Origin of the sequence: Pseudoalteromonas sp. CO348, from assembly GCF_004208845.1 — a bacterium.
GTDB lineage: Bacteria > Pseudomonadota > Gammaproteobacteria > Enterobacterales > Alteromonadaceae > Pseudoalteromonas > Pseudoalteromonas maricaloris.
In genome coordinates this window covers 145,101-165,659 of sequence record NZ_SGPI01000010.1, presented here as the reverse complement: position 1 = coordinate 165,659, position 20,559 = coordinate 145,101, and the positions used below count along the sequence as shown (strand labels likewise).

Genomic DNA, 20,559 nt, shown 5'->3' with positions numbered 1-20,559 from the left:
TTAGAGTGAAGTTAATTACCTCTTCCTGCGATGGCGTTGTAACCAAAAATACAGGCCGGATACCGTGAAAAAGGTCGGAGCTAAGGCAAGTATTAACCAGACAAATTGCACGATGGGTCCTGCAAAATCACCAATATGAAACTTGTACTTAAAGTTCCAAACTTGCGTAGCGACTCCCGCTTTTGACGCATCATATTGCGCTACTACCTCACTATTATAAGGGTTTACCCAAACCCAGCTATAGGCATGACTTTCGCCTGGATTTTGAACTCTGAAAGCGATGCTGTCGGACGCTTTGTCAGGCATATAGATACGGAACAGCTGACTGTCTGGGAAGATAGATTGCGCGCGTGTTGTAGCGCTATTTAAATCATAGGGTAAGCTGTGAAAATTAACCGCAATAGTGGGCGGCTTTGGTCTTGCTTCGACCTCGTCAAAGCTCAACCACTCAACCACAGCCTTAGTTTGCGGCTGCCAGTTAAACGCCATACCACTGAAGGCAATGAGCAGTATAGGTAAAAGCAAATATACCCCCAATACGGTGTGTAACTGATAAAGCAGGATCCTTAGCTTAGCTTTTGGCTTTATCACTAGCCGTTTCAAGCGATTTTTAGGCTTTACCCAAAGATAAAAACCCAACACTAACTCAATAATGAGTACAAGTGCACAAATAGATACCCAATCTCTAAGCGGCTTTTTGTTGTCAGCACCTTCAAACAACAACCAACGGTGTAGCGCCATCGTAAAGCCATATATCGTAGAATAATACTCGTAGCGATGAAGGATCTCGCCACTGTAGGGGTTAACGCTAACATAATCACCGCTAGACAACTTCAGTTGCCATGCCAAATCCGGTTGCTGCTCAGGCATAAACAGTGAAACTTTTTCAGCGGTTGTAGATTCAACTGAGGTGACTATTTGCTCTACCCCAAGAGGCTCAGACTGTGGCTCAACTCGCCACAACTGAGGCTGAGTAAGATATTGAATATCTTTGGCATATATAAGCAGTGCCCCAGTTAAGCTTAAGCAAATAATAAACGCACCAGATACTAGCGCCATTACTAGGTGAGCACGGCGTAACCACAATTTTATCAAGGGAATTCTCAAACTTCTTTCGATATTTAGCAATAGTAAGTGATAATAACTCTTACTTGCAACAGCACAAAACTTCCCCTTTTACCGGTGCTGGTCTTCGCGTCGTTTATCTTCACTTCGACACCACCTTTAGTCCGCGGCAATCGACTAAAATAATTCCACTTTAGGTGCTGTGATTGCTGGCCAATTTCGGGTATGCTATCGAGCAATTTTCTATTAATTTTGCCAGATGTTTGGAAACCTAGATGCAAGAGCAATATAACCCGCAAGATATCGAAGCCAAAGTACAGTCGTACTGGGAAGAAAACAATACCTTCAAAGTTGTCGAAGACGAAAGTAAAGAGAAGTACTACTGTCTCTCAATGTTCCCATATCCAAGTGGTCGCCTCCACATGGGTCACGTACGTAACTACACCATTGGTGATGTGGTTTCTCGTTTCCAACGCCTACAAGGTAAAAACGTTATGCAACCTATGGGTTGGGATGCGTTTGGTCTTCCAGCTGAAAACGCGGCAATTAAAAATAATACCGCACCGGCGAAATGGACCTACGAAAATATCGACTACATGCGCAACCAGCTTAAGTTACTTGGTTTTGGTTACGACTGGGATCGTGAAATCGCGACTTGTCACCCAGAATACTATAAGTGGGAACAGTGGTTCTTCACTAAGCTTTACGAAAAAGGCTTAGTATACAAAAAGATGTCAACGGTAAACTGGGATCCAGTTGACCAAACGGTACTGGCAAATGAACAGGTAATTGACGGCCGTGGTTGGCGCTCTGGTGCCATTGTCGAGCAAAAAGAAATTCCACAATGGTTCATTAAGATCACCGATTATGCACAAGAGTTATTGGATGACTTAGACAAGCTTGACCACTGGCCTGAGCAAGTTAAAACCATGCAGCGTAACTGGATTGGTCGCTCAGAAGGCGTTGAAATCGACTTTAAACGCGCCGACAACGACGAAAGCTTCACCGTATACACCACCCGCCCTGATACCTTTATGGGCGTGACTTATGTGGCAGTTGCGGCCGGTCACCCAATAGCTCAAGAAGCGGCGAAAAACAGCGATGCAATCTCACGTTTTGTTGAAGAGTGCAAGAACACCAAAGTTGCCGAAGCGGATATGGCAACAATGGAGAAAAAAGGCATCGCAACTGGCTTTACGGCTATCCACCCACTCACAGGGCAAGAAGTGCCAATTTGGGTAGCTAACTTTGTACTGATGGATTACGGCTCAGGTGCCGTGATGGCAGTACCAGGTCACGACCAACGTGATTATGAGTTTGCAACAGCTTATGGTCTTGAGATCAAACAAGTTATTCAGCCTCTAGCCGGCGCAGAAGTAGAAGCCAATCTGGCCGAAGCAGCGTTTACCGAAAAAGGCACGCTTATCAACTCTGGCGAGTTCGATGGCCTAGACTTTGAAGGCGCATTTAACGCCATCGCGACTAAACTAGAATCACTTGGCGTGGGTAAACGTAAAGTAAACTTCCGTCTTCGCGATTGGGGTGTGAGCCGCCAGCGTTACTGGGGTTCGCCAATCCCAATGTTGAACAAAGAAGATGGTTCTGAGCTTGCGGCACCTGAAGACATGCTCCCTGTTCGTCTACCTGAAGACGTAGTCATGAATGGGGTAACTTCACCGATTAAAGCAGATCCAGAATGGGCAAAAGCAACGATAAATGGTGAAGCGGTATTCCACGAAACCGATACATTCGACACCTTTATGGAATCATCTTGGTACTATGCACGTTACTGTAGCCCACGTTACGATGAAGGTATGCTTGAACCAGGTGCTGCAAACTACTGGCTACCAGTAAACCAATATATTGGTGGTATTGAGCACGCTATCTTGCACTTGTTGTACTCGCGCTTCTTCCACAAGTTGCTGCGTGATTTCGGTTTAGTGAATTCTGATGAGCCATTTGAGCGTCTACTATGTCAAGGCATGGTACTTGCGGACACTTACTACCGCAAAGACGAGAAAGGCGGCGACATTTGGATCGCACCAACTGACGTATTAACTGAGACTGACGACAAAGGCCGCATCACTAAAGCGTGGCATAAAGAAGACGGCGAGCCGGTATTCTCTGCAGGCATGAGCAAAATGTCTAAGTCGAAGAACAATGGTATTGACCCGCAAACGGTTATCAAGCAATACGGCGCTGACACGGTTCGCTTATTCATGATGTTTACGGCTCCACCAGAGCAAACGCTTGAATGGTCTGACTCAGGCGTTGAAGGTGCGCACCGTTTCCTTCGTCGTATTTGGAAATACGCAGTTGACGTAAAGCAAGCAGGTACTGCCGAGCTTGATTTAAGCAAACTAAATGCAGCGCAAAAGACGCTACGTCGCGACATCCACAAAGCCATTGCAAAGGTGACAGACGATATCGAACGTCGCCAAACGTTCAACACGGCAATTGCGGCGGTGATGGAGCTTTCAAATAAGCTTATCAAAGCGCCACTTAGCGATGAGCAAGACATTGCACTAGCAAACGAAGCGCTAGAAGCCATGGTGATCATGCTTGCGCCTATCACACCGCACATGTGTCACGAGCTATGGGCTGAGCTTGGCAAGGCTGGTGATATTCTTGATGCGGCATGGCCTGTTATCGACCAAAGCGCGCTAGTTGAAGATGAAAAGCTTATTGTTGTACAAGTCAACGGTAAACTGCGCTCTAAAATCACCGTGGCGGCAGATGCAACGCAAGAGCAAGTTGAAGCGATTGCATTTAGCGAAGAAAACGTCACTAAGTTTACTGACGGCAAGACCATCCGTAAGGTGATCTATGTTCCTGGTAAGCTACTTAATGTGGTTGCAAACTAAGATGCGTAGCCTATTTTGGCACACCAGCAAGCTAGCAGTTTTGCTAGCTTGCTTCTTCGTGGCGAGCTGCGGTTTTCACCTCAAGCAAGCCTCTTACCTTCCTGACGATCTAAAAGAAATCACCTTAAGCGGTGACGACAAGCGTTCAGCCTTGTTTGAACAGCTACAGTCCGATCTTCAGCGCGCTCAGGTATCCCTTACACCAAAAAATACCAAACAAGCTGCTGAGTTGTACTTGTACAATGACTCACTTGAACGTCAAACACTCAGTTTGTTCAAAAATGGTCAGGTTGCTCAGTATGAACTGGCGTATCGCGTGTCGTACCGATTGAGTCGTCCGGGCCAAGAACCCGTTAAACAAATGTTCGAGCTTTATCGTAACTATCAGGACGACCCAGACAATGCGCTAGCAAAGGCAAAAGAGCTTGAGCTGATCCTAACCGAGATGCGCCGTCTTGCAAGCCAACGTATTATTCGAGAGTTGTCGCAACTGTAATGCGTTGTTATGCCAATCAACTCTCCAATTACCTAAGTAAAGGGCTTGCCCCTTTTTATCTGGTCTTTGGTGAAGAACCCTTTCAGCAAGGCGAATGTGTACTTGCCATACGAACCGCAGCCAAGCAGCAAGGCTTTGACGAAGTCATTAAATTTGCGCTACTTCCGGGATTTGACTGGCAAGAGCTCAGTGCACAGTACAACAGTATGTCTTTGTTCAGTGCACGTACGCTCATCGAGTTCGACTTTAACGAGCAAAAAGTTCCTACCCAAGGTGTTGCGGTTTTAAAGTCTTTAGCCGAACAGGTCAATCCAGATGTCGTTGTTATTTTTAAAGGGCTGGGCGCGGGTCAAGACATTCAACGCACCGCTTGGTTCAAAGCATTAGAGCCTAAAGGTCTGTTTGTCCCTTGCTATGCGTTAACGGGCCGTCATCTTGAACGCTGGTTTGACGATGAATGTAAGCGGCTGAAGCTGTCTGTGTCACCACAAGGCAAGCGCGCCCTCCTCGTCGCCACAGAAGGCAACTTGCTTGCAACGCATCAGGAGCTCGAAAAGCTCTCCTTACTATTTGGTAAAAACCCGGTTGATGAACAGCAATTGCTGAGCGGCTTATTAAATCAATCTAAGTTCGATATTTTTGATTTAAATACCGGATTGCTAAGTGGCAACCCTAAACAAATCATCAAAGTATTGAATAAGCTCGCCAGCGATAATGTAGAGCCCGCGAGTATTCTCTGGACCTTGCAAAACCAAGCACGCACCCTGCTGGGTGTTAAAACCTTGTGGCAAACCGGCACTACGCTTGCGGATGCCTATAAAAAGCATAATGTCTGGAAAAATCAGCAAACCATCACGCAGCAAGCGTTAGACAGATTAACGCTAGAGCAAATGAAACAGTTGCTCTGTATGATGGCAGACTTTGATACTGCATATAAAGAAGCAAGGCTCACTGCGCCATATCAAGCTCTAGCACATATCGCGCTAGCCTTTGCTACACCTATAGCAATGCCGTTACCAATTAGCCAGAGTGAGCATGTATGATTGCTTTGTTTGGTGGTACTTTCGATCCTCCGCATTTAGGCCATTTAAATATGGCGATGCGCTGCGTCGACGAGCTAAGTCTGGCTGAGTTAAAATTTATACCTTGTGCCATACCGGTTCATAAACAAAAGCCCAGTATCAGTGACAAGCATCGCCTAGCGATGCTTGCAAATTTGCTATCAGGGCAACAAAAACTGGTTATTGATAGACGTGAGCTTGACCGACAAGGACCCTCTTACAGCCTGCTAACACTGCAAGAGCTGCGTAACGAATATCAGGATCAGCCGATTTTATTTTTAATAGGTATGGACTCGTTTAATAGCCTACACACTTGGTATCAATGGCAAGAAATCACAAAGCTGTGTCACCTAGTGGTGTATCAACGCCCAAAAGAACACTGCTCACCAGATACTAAAGTCTCGGCTTATTTAGCCAAAGCACGCACAGATAGCTCAAATAGACTCCAAACCACCAAGGCTGGACACTGCTATTTCCTTCACGGTGAGCAAAAAGACATTGCATCGAGTACAATAAGAGCTGCAATTGCACAGCATGACAAAGAATATTTGGAACATTGGCTGCCCGCTTCTGTCATAGATTATATAAATAGCCATGGCTTGTATGCTGATTAACCCCATAAAGCATGTTAAAATCGCCGATTATTTGAAATACAGAGACAAAAACTTGGATTCACAACAGTTATTAGATTTCGCGCTAGACAAAGTAGATGATATGAAAGCGCGTGATATTGTTAAGCTCGACGTTCGCGAAACTTCTTCAATCACCGATTACTTAGTGATCTGTACAGGCACCTCAAAACGCCATGTACAATCGATTGCCGATCATGTCGCAAAAGAAGCACGTCATGCTGGAGAAACACCAATTGGCCAAGAAGGTCAAGAGTTTGGTGAGTGGGTATTGGTTGATTTGGGTGACGTTGTTGTTCACGTAATGCAAGACCAAACCCGTGATTTTTATGACCTAGAAAAGCTGTGGGGCTAATGTGAAGATCCAACTCATTGCAGTAGGTACCAAAATGCCGAAGTGGGTTGAAACTGGCTTCACCGAATATCAAAGACGCTTCCCCAAAGATATGCCACTGGAGTTAATTGAAATTAGCGCTGGCAAACGGGGGAAAAACGCAGATATTAAACGCATTTTGCAACAAGAAGGTGAAAAAACCTTAGCCGCTATTCCAAAAGGCAATCGGATCGTAACATTAGAAGTGACTGGCAAGCCATGGGATACACACCAACTTGCGAGCAATATGGAAAAGTGGCAGTTGGACGGTCGCGATGTTAGCTTACTGATTGGCGGCCCTGAAGGGCTTGCACCAGAATGTATTGCTGCGGCTGAACAAAAATGGTCATTATCAAACTTAACCCTACCCCACCCTTTGGTGCGTATAGTGGTTGCCGAGAGCTTGTATCGCGGCTGGAGTTTAAATAACAATCACCCTTACCACAGAGAATAATAATGATAAAAAAACGGCCGACGATTAGGGATCATTCTGCCGAGGCTAACCTCTTTGCGAGACGGGCCTTTGTCGGCTTTGTTTTTGTCGTTATTATTGTTGGGATCTTGTTTCACAATGTCTATAAGCTTCAGGTGACCGAGCACGAGACCTATCGCACCCGCTCCAACGATAACCGTATAAAAGTCATTCCGGTCGCCCCTAACCGTGGTCTGATTTACGACCGCAATGGTGTCTTGCTCGCCGAAAACCGCCCTGTTTACAACCTTGAAGTGATCCCAGAAGATGTCGAAGATCTCGAAGCATCATTAGCTTCTGTACGTCAACTCATCGAAATTTCTGAGCAAGAAGTAGAAGATTTCAAAAAGGAAATCAAGCATAACCGCCGCTTCAAAAGCCAAGTATTAAAAGGTGGTCTGAACGAAGAAGAAGTGGCGATCCTTTCGGTTAACCAACACCGTTTGCCAGGCTTTAGCGTTGAAGCTCGATTGTCCCGTTATTATCCTTATGGCGATACCCTCACACACGCCCTTGGCTATGTCGCAAAGCTCAACAAAGAGGAACTCTTTGACTTAGAGCTAGAAGGCAAAGACACGAACTATCGTGCCACCCATGATATCGGTAAGCTCGGTGTTGAGAAGTTTTATGAAGAACAGCTGCACGGCATTGTTGGCTCTCGCCGCGTCGAGGTGAATAATCGCGGCCGTATCATTCGCACATTAAGCATGGAAACGCCGCAACCAGGTAAAGACTTGGTACTAACGCTTGATATCGGCTTGCAACAAATCGTCCAACATGTACTAAAAGACACCCGAGGCGCGATCATCGTTATGGATCCACGAGATGGCGGAATTTTAGCGCTCTATTCTAACCCAAGTTACGACCCGAATCTGTTCGTTCACGGGATCAGCGGCAAAGACTACCGAGCCTTGCTCAACCCAGACAGACCACTTATCAACCGTGCAACTCAAGGCCGTTATGCACCAGCTTCCACAGTGAAACCCCATCTCGCAGTGCTTGCACTGGAAGAAGGTGTTGTCACCGAAACAACCAAAATTTGGGATCCCGGTTTTTTTCAAATTCCCAATGTAAAACATAAATGGCGTGACTGGCGTCCTTGGGGTCATGAGCATGTTGATGTGTATAAGGCTATTGAACAGTCTTGTGACACCTATTTTTACGAAACCGCATATAAACTCGGCATAACCAAAATTAGCGACTTTATGAACCAGTTTGGCTTTGGTGAGCTTTCGGGTATCGATATTCATGAAGAAACCTCCGCCATTTTGCCATCGGTTGAATGGAAAAGAGAACGTTTTAAAGAGTCGTGGTACCCGGGAGATACGATTTCTGTTGGGATAGGACAAGGCTACTGGACTGCCACTCCGATGCAAATAGCGAACTCGCTGAGCATTTTGGTCAATAAAGGTATACACCGCCAACCGCACTTAGTACAAATCTCTAAGCAAGACACTGAAGTAGAACAACTATTTACGGAAGAAAAACCACCCGTTGTGTTGAAAGACCCTTATCACTGGGATATTGCATTAAAAGCCATGCACAACACAGTAAAAATAGGTACCGCAAAAAGCGCATTTAAGGGCGTGACCTATGACCACGCAGGTAAAACAGGTACCGCACAAGTTGTCAGCATTGCTCAGGGCGAAAGATACGATGCCAAAAAGCTAAAAGAAAAACACAGAGACAATGGTATCTACGTAGGTTTTGCACCTTTTGATGACCCTCAAATTGTTATCACTGTGGTTGTCGAAAACCAAGGTGGAGGTAGTGCTATCGCAGCGCCAATGGCACGACAAGTGATGGATTATTACTTTTCAGCCTACCCGCTTGAGAAGGAGCAACAGCAATGAGCCCGCTGAATAAGCCGCGTTCGCTATTTGAAAAAGTCCATATCGACCTACCGTTATTTGCAGCCTTGATCACTATGATGATTGGTAGTCTCGCGATTGTGTATAGTGCTAGTGGACAAGATATGGGCATGATGATGCGCCACGGCACACGCATGTTTGGTGCGTTAGTTGCCATGCTATTTATGGCGCAGTTTTCCCCCAATACACTTAAGCGTGTGGCAATTCCCGTTTACCTTTTAGGGCTTGGTATGCTCGTCGCCGTGCTGTTTTTTGGAGTCAGTAGTAAAGGGGCTCAGCGCTGGCTCGATTTAGGTGTAACCCGCTTTCAACCTTCTGAAATAATGAAGCTAGCAGTGCCCATGACGGTCGCTTGGTTTATTGGCCGCTCTCACTTACCTCCTAGTATTTTGAATTTAACAATCGGCTTTGTGATTGTGTTAGTGCCAACTATCCTGATCAAAGAGCAACCCGACTTAGGTACTTCTATCTTAATCGCCAGCTCAGGTATTTTTGCGCTCTTTTTAGCTGGGTTAAGTTGGCGTTTAATCGGCTCTGGTTTGTTACTTGCGGTCCCCGGCGGCTATGCGTTTTGGCATTACGGAATGCATGCCTATCAAAAGCAACGTGTTCTGACCTTTTTAGATCCAGAAAGCGACCCGCTGGGCTCTGGTTACCATATAATCCAATCGAAAATTGCGATAGGCTCCGGTGGCGTGGAAGGCAAAGGTTGGCTACATGGCACCCAATCTCAATTAGAGTTTTTACCCGAGCGCCATACCGACTTTATCTTCTCGGTGCTGAGCGAAGAATTTGGCTTGTTGGGTGTCACCATATTACTCAGTTTGTATCTTTTTATAATTGGTCGCGGATTATATATCGCAGTACAGGCACAAGACGCTTTCAGTAAGCTGCTTGCGGGAGCACTGACGTTGACCTTCTTTGTCTATGTCTTTGTAAATATCGGAATGGTTTCTGGTCTTTTGCCAGTAGTCGGTGTACCTCTGCCCCTAATTAGCTATGGTGGCACATCGATGGTGACCTTAATGGCCGGTTTTGGCATTATTATGGCAATCGCAACAGATAAGAGGATGTTGTTAAAATAATGACAGTTCGTATTACCCTAATTTCAAAACTGGTTTTAGTATTTGCCCTGTTAAGCGTGCTCAGCGCTTGTGGAAGTCGCTATCATATTCGCCATGATAAAGCGCCACTGCGCGAGCCTACCGAACTGGAAATGCAAGATGCCATTGTCACCAACGAGAAAAAGAGCGTGAGTGCCAATCGCCCTTACACTGTTCTTGGAAAACGTTACACACCAATCTCAGACGAGCATGGGTATCAGCAACAAGGCATCGCCTCTTGGTACGGCCGTAAGTTCCACGGCTACCACACCTCAAATGGTGAAATTTTTAATATGTTCGATATGACAGCGGCACATAAAACGCTGCCACTTCCGAGCTTTGCCAAAGTAACAAACTTAGACAATGGACGCTCTGCAATCGTTAGAATTAACGACCGAGGTCCATTCCACGACGATAGATTAATCGACCTGTCTTACGCTGCCGCCTATAAGCTAGGCTATCACCTTCAGGGTACAGCGCGCGTTAAGGTCGAAGCCATTACTCTATCGCGCGAGTCTCCAAGGCTAACCTATGTGCAAGTTGCTGCTGGCAGTAAACTTGAGAACATACAGTTATTAGCAGGTCAGTTAAAACAAGAATTGGGATTAGGTACACCCATCACGTTTGAAAACAACCTGTACAAGCTTAGAGTCGGCCCAATTACCGACGACAATCAAGCACAATCTTTACTAAAAACCTTACAACAAGGTCAATTTAGTCGTGCTTTCTTGCTTTACAGTGAGCAGGAACTTTAGAATAACCGCAATGAATGCCGATAAACAAAAAAGCGAGCATAATGACTTCTATCAAACCAAAAATCGTTAAAAAAGTCCTTGGACTGGTGTGCACTTTCTCTATTATGAGTGCCAGCGCACAAATTATTCCTTCGCCGCCGCAGATCAATGCGAAAGGCTATTTCCTTGTTGATTTCACAACTGGAAAGGTAATTGCAGAAGGTGAAGCCGATACTAAGCTAGCGCCAGCAAGTTTAACCAAAATGATGACCAGTTATGTTATTGGTACTGAAATCGCGGCAGGTAACATTAGTCCATCAGATCAAGTCACCATTAGTGAAAAAGCGTGGGCTAAGAATTTCCCTGGTTCATCGGTGATGTTTATCGAAGTGGGTAAGCAGGTCAGTGTTGATGACTTAAACCACGGGATCATTATTCAATCAGGCAACGATGCCTGTGTTGCAATGGCCGAGCACATTGCTGGTAGTGAAAGTGCGTTTGCCGATCTGATGAATGCACATGCTGAAAAGCTAGGCATGACGAATAGTCACTTTATCAATAGCCATGGTCTAGACACCGATGAGCATTACACCACCCCAAGAGACATGGCGACCCTAGGTGCCGCGCTTATTCGTGATGTACCTGACGAATACGCTTTATACAAGAAAAAGTCTTTTTCATACAACGGCATAAAGCAATATAACCGAAACTCACTACTTTGGGATGCAAGCCTTGAAGTGGACGGCATTAAAACCGGCCATACTTCAGATGCCGGCTACAGCCTTGTTACTTCAGCGATTAAAGATGATATGCGTCTTGTTGCAGTAGTCATGGGCACAGAGAGTGAGCGAGCGCGTAAAGTTGAAAGCAAAAAGTTGCTTAACTACGGCTTCCGTTTCTTTGAAACCATTACTCCTTACCAAGCTGGTGACGCTTTTGCCGATCAGCGCGTATGGATGGGTAACAAAGAAACCGTATCGCTTGGCATTATGGAAGACACGCCAATTACTATCCCACGTGGTCAAAGCAAGAACTTAAAGGCTAACTTTGAGCTAGATAAGACACTCGAAGCGCCGCTAGCAAAAGGCACTAAAGTTGGTACTTTATTCTTACAGCTTGAAGGTGAAGACGTAGCACAATACCCGCTGGTTACGCTTGAAGAGATCCAAGAAGGTGGATTCTTTAGCAAGATCTACGACTACCTACGTTTACAGATCTCGCAATAACCCCATTTTATGTAAGTGAACGCCTCATCATGAGGCGTTTTTTTTTGCGTCAAAAATGATAGAATGCGGCCAATAAATGACGACCTTGGCAGCTCCTGGCTTGAAAGAGCATCTAAGTGGCCAAATAAGGGCGTCAGCAAGTAGTTCGTTGTGAGGATACCGTCGTGGTAAAACCAGTTAAAAATACTAAGTTTGATGAATACTTAGAATTTCCTTGCCCATTTACATTCAAGATTATGGGCCTTGCAAATGTCGATTTGACGGATCAGATCCTAGCTAAACTGCAGGTTATTGCACCGGGTGATTATGCACCAAAGGTTAAACCAAGCAGCAAAGGCACCTATGAAGCCGTATCTCTTGTCGTTACCGTAACCAGCAAAGAGCATATCGAGCAGATTTATACCGAGATCGGTGGCATCGAAGACGTCCGTTACATCCTGTAGTTGGTAAGGACCCCTAGTTATGGAATCTCGTAAGTTAATTGTGCGCCAACTTGGCCTTTGTAGTTACGAGCCAATTTGGCACAAAATGCAATCTTTTACCGATGAACGTGATGACACCACTGCGGATGAAATCTGGCTGGTGGAACATGAACCTGTTTTTACACAAGGTCAAGCCGGTAAAGAAGAGCATGTACTGGCGCCGGGCGACATTCCCGTCGTAAAAGTGGATCGCGGTGGTCAAGTTACCTACCACGGTCCTGGGCAACAAATGCTTTATGTACTGCTCAACTTACGACGATTGAAAATAGGGGTACGTGAACTTGTCACTTGGCTAGAGGAAAGCATTATCGACTCCCTAAAAGAATATGGGATAGAGGCTTATGCTAAAGCCGATGCACCAGGTGTATACGTCAACGATAGCAAGATAGCATCTCTTGGACTCAGAGTCCGCCGTGGCTGCTCGTTTCATGGTCTCGCACTCAACGTTAATATGGACCTTAACCCATTTTTACGAATAAACCCTTGTGGTTATGCGGGCATGAATATGGTGCAAAGTAGCGAAATTAATGGACCTCAAACCGTCGCTGATGCGGGGGCTGGTCTGGTAAAACACATGCTAAAACGCATTAATGCTGAGCATGTCGAATACACTGAAGGGTTTGAAAACGTATGAGTAAACCAGTCAAAATGGAGCCAGGGGTAAAGCTCCGCGATGCTGAAAAAATGGCATTGATCCCAGTTAAAGTCATGCCAACAGAACGCGAAGAAATGCTGAGAAAGCCTGAGTGGTTAAAGATCCGTTTGCCAAAATCAAGTGAGCGTATCGATGGCATTAAACAAGCAATGCGTAAGCACGGCTTGCACTCTGTTTGTGAAGAAGCGTCTTGCCCTAACCTTTCTGAGTGCTTTAATCACGGTACAGCAACCTTTATGATTTTAGGTGCAATTTGTACTCGCCGCTGTCCATTCTGCGATGTGGCCCACGGTCGTCCATTAAAACCCGACGCTCAAGAGCCGGAAAAGCTTGCACTTACCATCAAAGACATGAAGTTAAGCTACGTTGTTATTACCTCTGTTGACCGTGACGATTTGCGCGACGGTGGTGCGCAGCACTTTGCTGACTGTATTCGTGAGATCCGTAAGCACAACCCAGGTATTACAATCGAAATTCTTGTGCCTGATTTCCGTGGTCGTATGGATAGAGCGCTTGAGATCTTGAGTGAAACACCGCCAGATGTATTCAACCACAACCTTGAAACTGCACCGAGACTTTACAAGCTAGCGCGTCCTGGTGCCGATTATAAGTGGTCACTCGAATTACTACGCCGCTTTAAAGAAGCACATCCAGAAGTAAGAACTAAATCAGGCCTGATGGTTGGACTAGGCGAAGAAATCTCTGAAATTGAAGAAGTCTTAAGAGACTTGCGCGAGCATAACGTAGATATGCTTACCGTAGGCCAGTATCTGCAACCTTCAAAGCACCACTTGCCAGTCAAGCGCTACGTGCCACCGGTTGAGTTTGATGGGCTAAAAGAGTATGCCGACGAAATAGGCTTTAGCCACGCGGCTTGCGGACCATTTGTACGCTCTAGCTACCATGCAGATCAGCAAGCCGCCGGTAAAGAAGTAAAATAACTTCTGCTCCGAACTTAAGTTCAAGTAACACGGATATTGCTCCTAGTCGTCAGTAGGAGCAATACCCATACAATTTCCGACTTCCCCTCTACGCATTCATGTAAATTCAATGTAAAATAGCCAAAATTCGCTTAATTTACATCCTTGTATAGCCAGAGAGTTATAGTGGTAACAAGGCTTTAATTATCCCCAGCTCAGGTTACTTAGAATAATAATATGGAATACGGACCAATCAGCTTTTACGCTATTTTTATTGCCGTTGTGGTACTTGGAGGCAGCTTAGGCGGGCTCTTACAAGCGATGCGCTCAACGTCGTCATATAAGTTTCGCAAACCTAAGTTTAAGAGTGCGAATAGCGCCGCCCCAGAGTATTGGGACTTAGGTGGATTCGGTGTCATTCTAGCCGGTGTGATCTCAGCATTTATGGCAATCGGTGTGCTCACCATGGCGGGCGCTGCTGACTTCAGCCCAGTCAGTAAGTATGCATTTAAATCATATCAAAATGGGGAGCACGACTCCCACCATCAAAACAATGACGAGATACTCATTCCCGTGGCGATGTTTTCATCTGCGCATAACGATAACGCCGTTGAGATCAACCGTATAATCAAAGTGGTCGTTGAGCACAATTTGAAGCGGGAAAACGACTCAATTACCGGTTCTGATAAAGCATTTTGGACTTGGATTAAAATCTTTTCATTCTCTATTTTAAGCGGTTTTGGTGGTGTAGGACTCGTTTCTAGCGCCTACAAGCGCTACGTTGGCGAAGATGAATTCAATGACATCCAACAAAAGGTTAAAGAAGAGTATGAAATAGCACGTAAGAATACCGTAGAAATCGCACTCCAACGCGCTAGGGAATTGATTGCAAACACACAATACGATGAAGCAATTAAGGTTTGTGATGACATTCTTACCAACATTCATCCAAACCATGCAAGAGCAATTGGCATAAAAGCCAGAGCACTCAGCCGAGATGGTAAGCTCGCAGAAGCCATCAAGCTGCTAGAAAGCGCACTTTCCATCTCAGATATGAGTGAGTCCGTCAGAGCTCGTATGCATTGGAATATAGCCTGTTACCAGACTCGTATAGATTTTAGCGAAGGCTTACCTGAGGAGCTAGATTGTATGGTCCGGACGCTGGGTGAAATCCGCAGCCATTTGGAACGTGCAATTGCGCTTGATGAGCATTTAAGATTGAAGCTGCCCGACGGTGAAAGTGACCTTATTGTGCTAAAGTCGCTCAGTTCGAGAGGTCAAGATTGGTTTGACAATTTAGTACGAGCGCAATAGACTCTTAGGTAAGTTAGCTTGATACGGTGCATTTTCATGAGAGATGAAGACTTTATATAAAAGTTAAAGGTACAAGCACAAACTCACTGGATGAAAATACCAGTGAGTAGAATAAGCCGCATATTGATATGCGGCTTATTTGTTTTTAACGCATAAATTTTATACGCGAATTGGTATTAGCAGCAAAACGGTTTCATTTCCTCGCTATTCGTTATATCTTGCCTCACCAGATAATAATAATCAGGGGCAAAACGTGCTTAAGAATAAAACTTTGGGCAGCATGCTGATTGTAGCAGGTACTACAATTGGCGCGGGTATGCTCGCCCTCCCTATTGCATCAGCAGGACTCGGCTTTTCTACCGCTATCGCATTATTAGCAATCACATGGTTGTTAATGACCTATACCGCTTTGCTTATGTTGGAAGTACATCAATACGCAGATCAAGACGCAACGCTAAATACACTGGCGAAAAACTTGCTCGGTAAAACGGGCCAATATGTCGCTAACTTTTCTATGGTATTTTTATTCTATGCACTGTGCGCAGCTTACATCGCGGGAGGTGGTGCACAACTTCAAAGCAAACTGGTTAGTGTACTAGGTGACGGGATCACTCCCCAACTCGGCTCAGTATTGCTTGCTGTTATCATAGCAACCATAGTGACATTAGGCACAAGTACCGTCGATAAGCTTAACCAGTTACTATTTACCATTAAAGTTATCGTGCTCGCGAGTTTGTTTTTTATCCTGACTCCCTATGTTCATGGCCAACATCTTATCGATATGCCAGTGGAGCAAGGACTTGTTATTGCGGCAATTCCTGTAATTTTCACTTCATTTGGGTTTCATGGCTCAATCCCATCAATCGTTAAGTACGTGGGTGTAGATATCCGCCAATTACGTAAAGTAATGATGTTTGGTGCTTCCCTCCCGCTTATCATCTATGTATTTTGGCAACTACTAAGCCAAGGTGTTATGGGGCAAGAGAGCTTAATGGCAAGTGAGGGGCTGCCGGGTTTTGTCACCAGCATTTCGTCTATCGCGCACAACGACAACGTACAATTATTTGTGACGGTTTTTGCAGATCTTGCTCTCGCGACTTCATTCTTAGGTGTTAGTCTCGGCTTATTCGACTTTTTTGCAGATGCCTTTAAAAAGCAAGATACTAAGAAAGACCGTGTAAAAACGGCGTTCATTACCTTTTTACCACCGCTTGGCTTTGCCCTCTTTTATCCAAAGGGCTTTATCATGGCACTGGGATATGCGGCAATTGCGCTCGTGGTGTTAGCGGTATTTCTACCAGTTGCTATGGTATGGAAACAGAGAAAAGTTAGAGGTAATGATGGATATCAGGTTAAAGGTGGTACGCTTGGACTAGGACTTGCCGCCATTTTTGGTGTGATGATCATCACCTCTCAGCTAATGCAAATGGCTGGCCTTATTCCTAGTTTAGGGTAAGCAAAACAACTGCAAATTAACCTGAACCTTGGATAAGGCATTAATTATCCGAGGTTTAGGTTAACTAGTCGTTTCTGCTAATCTATTTTCCCTAGCCAGTCTCGCTTCTTTTCTATCTTGCATTAGTTTCCAAAAGGTAAAGACTGGCACAAATGCTAAACACAGAGTAGCCACATTAACCATAGGAATAATTGTAGGGTACAGGTAAGTTGAATAGGACAGATCCATAAAATGTCTGTCGACAAGTCTAAAAAACTGTAATAGCGGTGCTGGAATAATGATTATTTGGGCAAGAATACTTTGCCATAGATACATCTTATCTTTAACAGCCCAGTAAGCAATAATTGCCATGAAGACAATGTCTGAAAGGGCCCAATAGATATACCGATAAACTTTATCAGGATCAGCAGCCCTAATATAATCAGAATTCAGAATTCCCAAGACATAAAACAACGCAATTAGAGTTGCATATCTTAACGCTTTTATATCACGAACTGCGAGACATAAAATAACCGCGATAAAAGATACCCAAACGCTATGCTCAAAAAAGAAGAGCCTAACAGGCTCCCACGCGGACCACATAATTAATTACTTTGTTACACTTGGCTTTTTTTCAGCTTCATCATCGCCGCCAGAGCCGTTATCACCTGGTAATCTATAATTTTTAATGTCCATCATTTTATCCTTATCGAGAGTTTGTAGAGCAGCTAGAACTTTAGCGAATTCCCTGTAATTTGGCAATAAACTGTAATTAATTTTGCCTCACTTCAATAGGATCTGACTCTTTAGGTTTACCCTGTAAAATCGAGATTTCAACACGCCTATTGCGGCGTCTATCAGCATCACTGTCATTGGGAACAAGCGGTCTGGTGTCTGCGTGACCAACCACGACCATTCTGTTCTTATCAAAACCACGAACGCGCTCCATCACAGTCGCAACAGCGACCGCTCTCGTCGCCGATAAATCCCAGTTATTGGAGTAAAGTTCGTTAGTGACTCTAAAATCGTCTGTGTGACCCGAGACAGTAATTTCACCGGGTACATCTTTGAGTAGCTCTGCAATTTCGGCAATCACTGGTTCAAATTTAGGTTGTAAAAACGCACTACCTGCGGGGAAAGAACCATTCTCTTGGATACGAATAATGATTTGCTGCCCTAGAGACTCAAGCTCAATCGCACCATCCATTATTTGCTTTTCTAGCTGCTGCGCAATCTTTTTAACAAGCTCATTAACTTGTTCTTGATCTGCGGATGCGATTGCTTGCGTTGACGCCATTTCTTGAGCTGTACTGGCTGACTCACCACCACGCTTATTGCCCCGCTGCTCTTGCCGACCACCCGCAGACGATTCATCACCAGCCTGAAATTCAAGCATCTGTTGCGTCATTTCTACGGTTTGTTGTTGGATAGTTTCAATTGGTGTTGGTTCTGGCTTACCAGGAGTAAATTCCATCGCGATAACACTGGTACCTTTTGGGATATCCTTTACTTCAATTTTGTTTTGCACACCAAAAGCAAACTTCATCGACCCGGCAATTTGCTTAAACTTCAGCACGTCCATTTCAGAAAATGCCAGTAACAGTACAAAGAAGCACATCAGTAATGACATCAGATCAGCAAATGTCCCCATCCAGGCGGGAAGACCTGGGGGAGGACATTTACATTCATTCTCATCTGACATGGTTATTCCTCAGCCTCAGCGCCACGTTTAGACTCAGGCAAATAATTTTTCAAGATGCCTTCAATGACTTTCGGGTTTTGGCCATCTTGAATACCTAAAATAGCATCTAAGATGAGCCGCTGATTTCGCTCTTCTTCATCTTTACGAAGCTCAAGCTTAACCTGAATTGGGATCGCAACCACGTTAGCTAAGAACGCACCATACAAAGTTGTTAAAAGTGCAACAGCCATGGCAGGCCCGATTGCTTTTGGGTCGTCCATGTTAGACAACATAGCAACTAGGCCGATGAGTGTTCCGATCATACCCATCGCAGGCGCTATATCAGCGAGGGATTTAAATAAACCGGCGCCTAACTGGTGTCTTGAGGACGTTAAAGCAATATCTTTTTGCAGTGTGGCGCGCACAACATCAGCGTCATGGCCATCGACTAACATATCAACGCCTTTACGCATAAATTGGTTGGGAATTTCAGCTTCTTCTAACGCTAAGAAACCACCTTTACGCGCAGAATCAGCAAGCTCAACGGCTTTTTCAATCAGCTCTTCAGGGGTTTCAATCTTAAACATGAAGGCCTTCCCGGCCACTTTACCAATGCCGAAAAATTGTCCAAGCGTAAAGTTAGACAATACGATAAAAATTGAACCACCAAATACGATAACGACGGAAGGCGTGTTATAGAACATAGCGATCTGGCCATCACTACTCAGTACCATCGACATTACAATCAAACCTATGGCACCCAGGATCCCTATTACCGTTGCTAAATCCACATGTCCTCCGAGGGAAGTTATTTGTGATAAATCACGCAGTTATTATTGTTTGAGTTATCGGCAAGTTTCTCTACAACTTAACACTATTATATTAAAAAGTGTTTAAAATGCGAGTTTATAGCAGATCTTGTAATGCCGATACTCCGTCAGATCAAAAAGTCTCTGGTTTTTTTGACCTTGGCGCGCAATCCCCCTAAAATTGCCACACTTTTACTTTACGGGTCAGTGTGACATATGGCGGTAAAAAAACCTGATAACTTGAGCTTTGAAGAGGCCATGCAAGAATTAGAACAAATCGTTGCAGACATGGAAAATGGTAGCTTACCTCTGGATCAAGCACTTAAACAATTTGAGCGTGGGATAAAGCTCGCAAAAGCTTCAAACCAAAAACTTCAGCAAGCTGAGCAGCAGGTCGCTATTTTAATGGGCGAAGATGAGCATGCGCAATTACAGCCATTTGAAAACGAAGCCTAATGTCAGCAAAATTACAAGAAAAACTCCTGTCTGCTAAGACTCGTGTAGAAACCACCGTTTTACACTATTTTGATAATGTGCTTGATACTGAAGAAAATATCAAAGCCGCAACGCGCTACAGTATAGAAAATGGTGGTAAACGCTTGCGACCGTTTTTGGTGTACTGCACTGGTGAATTGTTTGGTGCGGCTCCAGAAGACTTAGACAAGGCCGCTGCAGCAATAGAGTGTGTTCATAGCTATTCGTTGGTGCACGATGATTTACCCGCGATGGATGATGATGAACTTAGGCGCGGCCGTCCAACCTGCCATATTCAATTCGATGAAGCGGCAGCTATCTTAGCTGGCGATGCCTTACAAACTCTGGCGTTTGAGCTGTTAAGTGAGCATCAATTCGCAGTAAGCCACCATGCGCAAATAAAAATGATTTCCGCGCTAGCTAAAGCATCGGGTCTACAAGGCATGGTTGGTGGCCAAGCACTTGATATAGCTGCTACTAATCGTTCAATTTCCATAGACGAACTTGAACGTATTCATAAGCTAAAAACAGGTGCACTGCTAAGCTGTGCTGTAGAGCTTGGGATCTTATGCGGCAACCCAGAGCAAGTTACCGAGCAAGCATGTAATGCAATACGCACTTATGGTCGTGCAATAGGCCTTGCATTCCAAGTCAGAGATGACATTCTTGATGTAGAAGGTGACACGGCAGTGCTTGGTAAGCCACAAGGCTCTGACATAGAACATAATAAGTCTACCTACCCTGCACTGTTAGGCTTAGAGCAAGCAAAAGAAAAAGCTGAACAGTTGATAGATGAAGCACTAGATGCGCTTACGAAAATAGATGGTGACACAGAAATACTTGCAGATTTAGCAAAATACATCATAGATCGAGAATATTAAGCTGACGTATAAAA

21 protein-coding genes are annotated in these 20,559 nt (G+C 44.8%); 17 read left to right on the top strand and 4 right to left on the bottom strand.

What is annotated here, in order from left to right:
- Nucleotides 1–15: 15 nt before the first annotated feature.
- Nucleotides 16–1,092, bottom strand: a complete 1,077-nt coding sequence (locus EXT48_RS03405; RefSeq protein WP_165384081.1) for a PepSY-associated TM helix domain-containing protein — start codon at nt 1,090–1,092, stop codon at nt 16–18.
- Nucleotides 1,093–1,340: 248 nt separating this feature from the next.
- Here EXT48_RS03405 and leuS point away from each other — a divergent pair, with 248 nt between their 5' ends.
- The 15 genes from leuS (at nt 1,341) to EXT48_RS03330 (ending at nt 16,721) form a co-directional block, all read left to right on the top strand.
- Entirely contained in the window at nt 1,341–3,929 is a 2,589-nt protein-coding gene (leuS, locus tag EXT48_RS03400; RefSeq protein ID WP_045988933.1) for a leucine--tRNA ligase, read from the top strand.
- Nucleotides 3,913–4,425, top strand: a complete 513-nt coding sequence (lptE, locus tag EXT48_RS03395) for an LPS assembly lipoprotein LptE (protein ID WP_010606155.1) — start codon at nt 3,913–3,915, stop codon at nt 4,423–4,425. The genes leuS and lptE overlap by 17 nt, the downstream gene beginning before the upstream one ends.
- A complete protein-coding gene (holA, locus tag EXT48_RS03390) occupies nt 4,425–5,468 on the top strand; it encodes a DNA polymerase III subunit delta (protein WP_130163569.1) in 1,044 nt (347 codons plus the stop codon). The genes lptE and holA overlap by 1 nt, the downstream gene beginning before the upstream one ends.
- Nucleotides 5,465–6,100, top strand: coding sequence for a nicotinate-nucleotide adenylyltransferase (gene nadD, locus EXT48_RS03385; RefSeq protein WP_130163567.1), 636 nt, complete (start codon nt 5,465–5,467; stop codon nt 6,098–6,100). Before holA ends, nadD begins: the two co-directional genes overlap by 4 nt.
- A 52-nt stretch (nt 6,101–6,152) precedes the next feature.
- Nucleotides 6,153–6,470, top strand: a complete 318-nt coding sequence (gene rsfS / locus EXT48_RS03380; RefSeq protein WP_130163594.1) for a ribosome silencing factor — start codon at nt 6,153–6,155, stop codon at nt 6,468–6,470.
- Nucleotide 6,471: 1 nt separating this feature from the next.
- Nucleotides 6,472–6,942: a 23S rRNA (pseudouridine(1915)-N(3))-methyltransferase RlmH gene (gene rlmH, locus EXT48_RS03375; protein ID WP_010372039.1), complete on the top strand. Its 471-nt coding sequence runs from the start codon at nt 6,472–6,474 to the stop codon at nt 6,940–6,942.
- A 2-nt stretch (nt 6,943–6,944) separates the two neighbouring features.
- On the top strand, nt 6,945–8,813 hold the full coding sequence (gene mrdA / locus EXT48_RS03370; RefSeq protein ID WP_130163566.1) for a penicillin-binding protein 2: 1,869 nt from the start codon (nt 6,945–6,947) through the stop codon (nt 8,811–8,813).
- On the top strand, nt 8,810–9,916 hold the full coding sequence (gene rodA / locus EXT48_RS03365) for a rod shape-determining protein RodA (RefSeq protein ID WP_017216356.1): 1,107 nt from the start codon (nt 8,810–8,812) through the stop codon (nt 9,914–9,916). The genes mrdA and rodA overlap by 4 nt, the downstream gene beginning before the upstream one ends.
- Nucleotides 9,916–10,689, top strand: a complete 774-nt coding sequence (locus EXT48_RS03360) for a septal ring lytic transglycosylase RlpA family protein (protein WP_010606150.1) — start codon at nt 9,916–9,918, stop codon at nt 10,687–10,689. Before rodA ends, EXT48_RS03360 begins: the two co-directional genes overlap by 1 nt.
- 41 nt (nt 10,690–10,730) lie before the next feature.
- Nucleotides 10,731–11,894: a serine hydrolase gene (locus tag EXT48_RS03355; RefSeq protein WP_039493684.1), complete on the top strand. Its 1,164-nt coding sequence runs from the start codon at nt 10,731–10,733 to the stop codon at nt 11,892–11,894.
- 164 nt (nt 11,895–12,058) lie between these two features.
- Nucleotides 12,059–12,337 carry a DUF493 family protein YbeD gene (gene ybeD / locus EXT48_RS03350; protein WP_010372058.1) on the top strand — a complete coding sequence of 93 codons (279 nt, stop codon included), beginning with the start codon at nt 12,059–12,061 and terminating at the stop codon, nt 12,335–12,337.
- A gap of 19 nt (nt 12,338–12,356) precedes the next feature.
- The gene (lipB, locus tag EXT48_RS03345; protein WP_130163564.1) at nt 12,357–13,010 is read left to right on the top strand and encodes a lipoyl(octanoyl) transferase LipB; all 654 of its coding nucleotides are present in this window, start codon (nt 12,357–12,359) and stop codon (nt 13,008–13,010) included.
- Entirely contained in the window at nt 13,007–13,972 is a 966-nt protein-coding gene (gene lipA, locus EXT48_RS03340; RefSeq protein ID WP_017216358.1) for a lipoyl synthase, read from the top strand. Before lipB ends, lipA begins: the two co-directional genes overlap by 4 nt.
- A gap of 216 nt (nt 13,973–14,188) precedes the next feature.
- Nucleotides 14,189–15,265 (top strand): lipopolysaccharide assembly protein LapB, encoded by a 1,077-nt coding sequence (locus tag EXT48_RS03335; RefSeq protein ID WP_010372068.1) that lies wholly within the window; start codon nt 14,189–14,191, stop codon nt 15,263–15,265.
- 253 nt (nt 15,266–15,518) lie between these two features.
- Nucleotides 15,519–16,721, top strand: a complete 1,203-nt coding sequence (locus EXT48_RS03330) for an aromatic amino acid transport family protein (RefSeq protein WP_188249488.1) — start codon at nt 15,519–15,521, stop codon at nt 16,719–16,721.
- Between the two features lie 60 nt (nt 16,722–16,781).
- On the opposite strand, the gene EXT48_RS03325 is transcribed toward EXT48_RS03330, so the two are convergent.
- The 3 genes from EXT48_RS03325 to pomA form a co-directional block, all read right to left on the bottom strand.
- Nucleotides 16,782–17,303, bottom strand: coding sequence for a hypothetical protein (locus EXT48_RS03325; protein WP_130125885.1), 522 nt, complete (start codon nt 17,301–17,303; stop codon nt 16,782–16,784).
- Between the two features lie 169 nt (nt 17,304–17,472).
- The gene (locus tag EXT48_RS03320) at nt 17,473–18,402 is read right to left on the bottom strand and encodes a flagellar motor protein MotB (RefSeq protein WP_069022936.1); all 930 of its coding nucleotides are present in this window, start codon (nt 18,400–18,402) and stop codon (nt 17,473–17,475) included.
- 2 nt (nt 18,403–18,404) lie between these two features.
- Entirely contained in the window at nt 18,405–19,172 is a 768-nt protein-coding gene (pomA, locus tag EXT48_RS03315; protein ID WP_069022938.1) for a flagellar motor protein PomA, read from the bottom strand.
- A 234-nt stretch (nt 19,173–19,406) separates the two neighbouring features.
- Here pomA and xseB point away from each other — a divergent pair, with 234 nt between their 5' ends.
- Entirely contained in the window at nt 19,407–19,646 is a 240-nt protein-coding gene (gene xseB, locus EXT48_RS03310) for an exodeoxyribonuclease VII small subunit (protein ID WP_045988936.1), read from the top strand.
- Nucleotides 19,646–20,545, top strand: coding sequence for a (2E,6E)-farnesyl diphosphate synthase (gene ispA / locus EXT48_RS03305; protein WP_130163561.1), 900 nt, complete (start codon nt 19,646–19,648; stop codon nt 20,543–20,545). Before xseB ends, ispA begins: the two co-directional genes overlap by 1 nt.
- Nucleotides 20,546–20,559 lie beyond the last annotated feature (14 nt).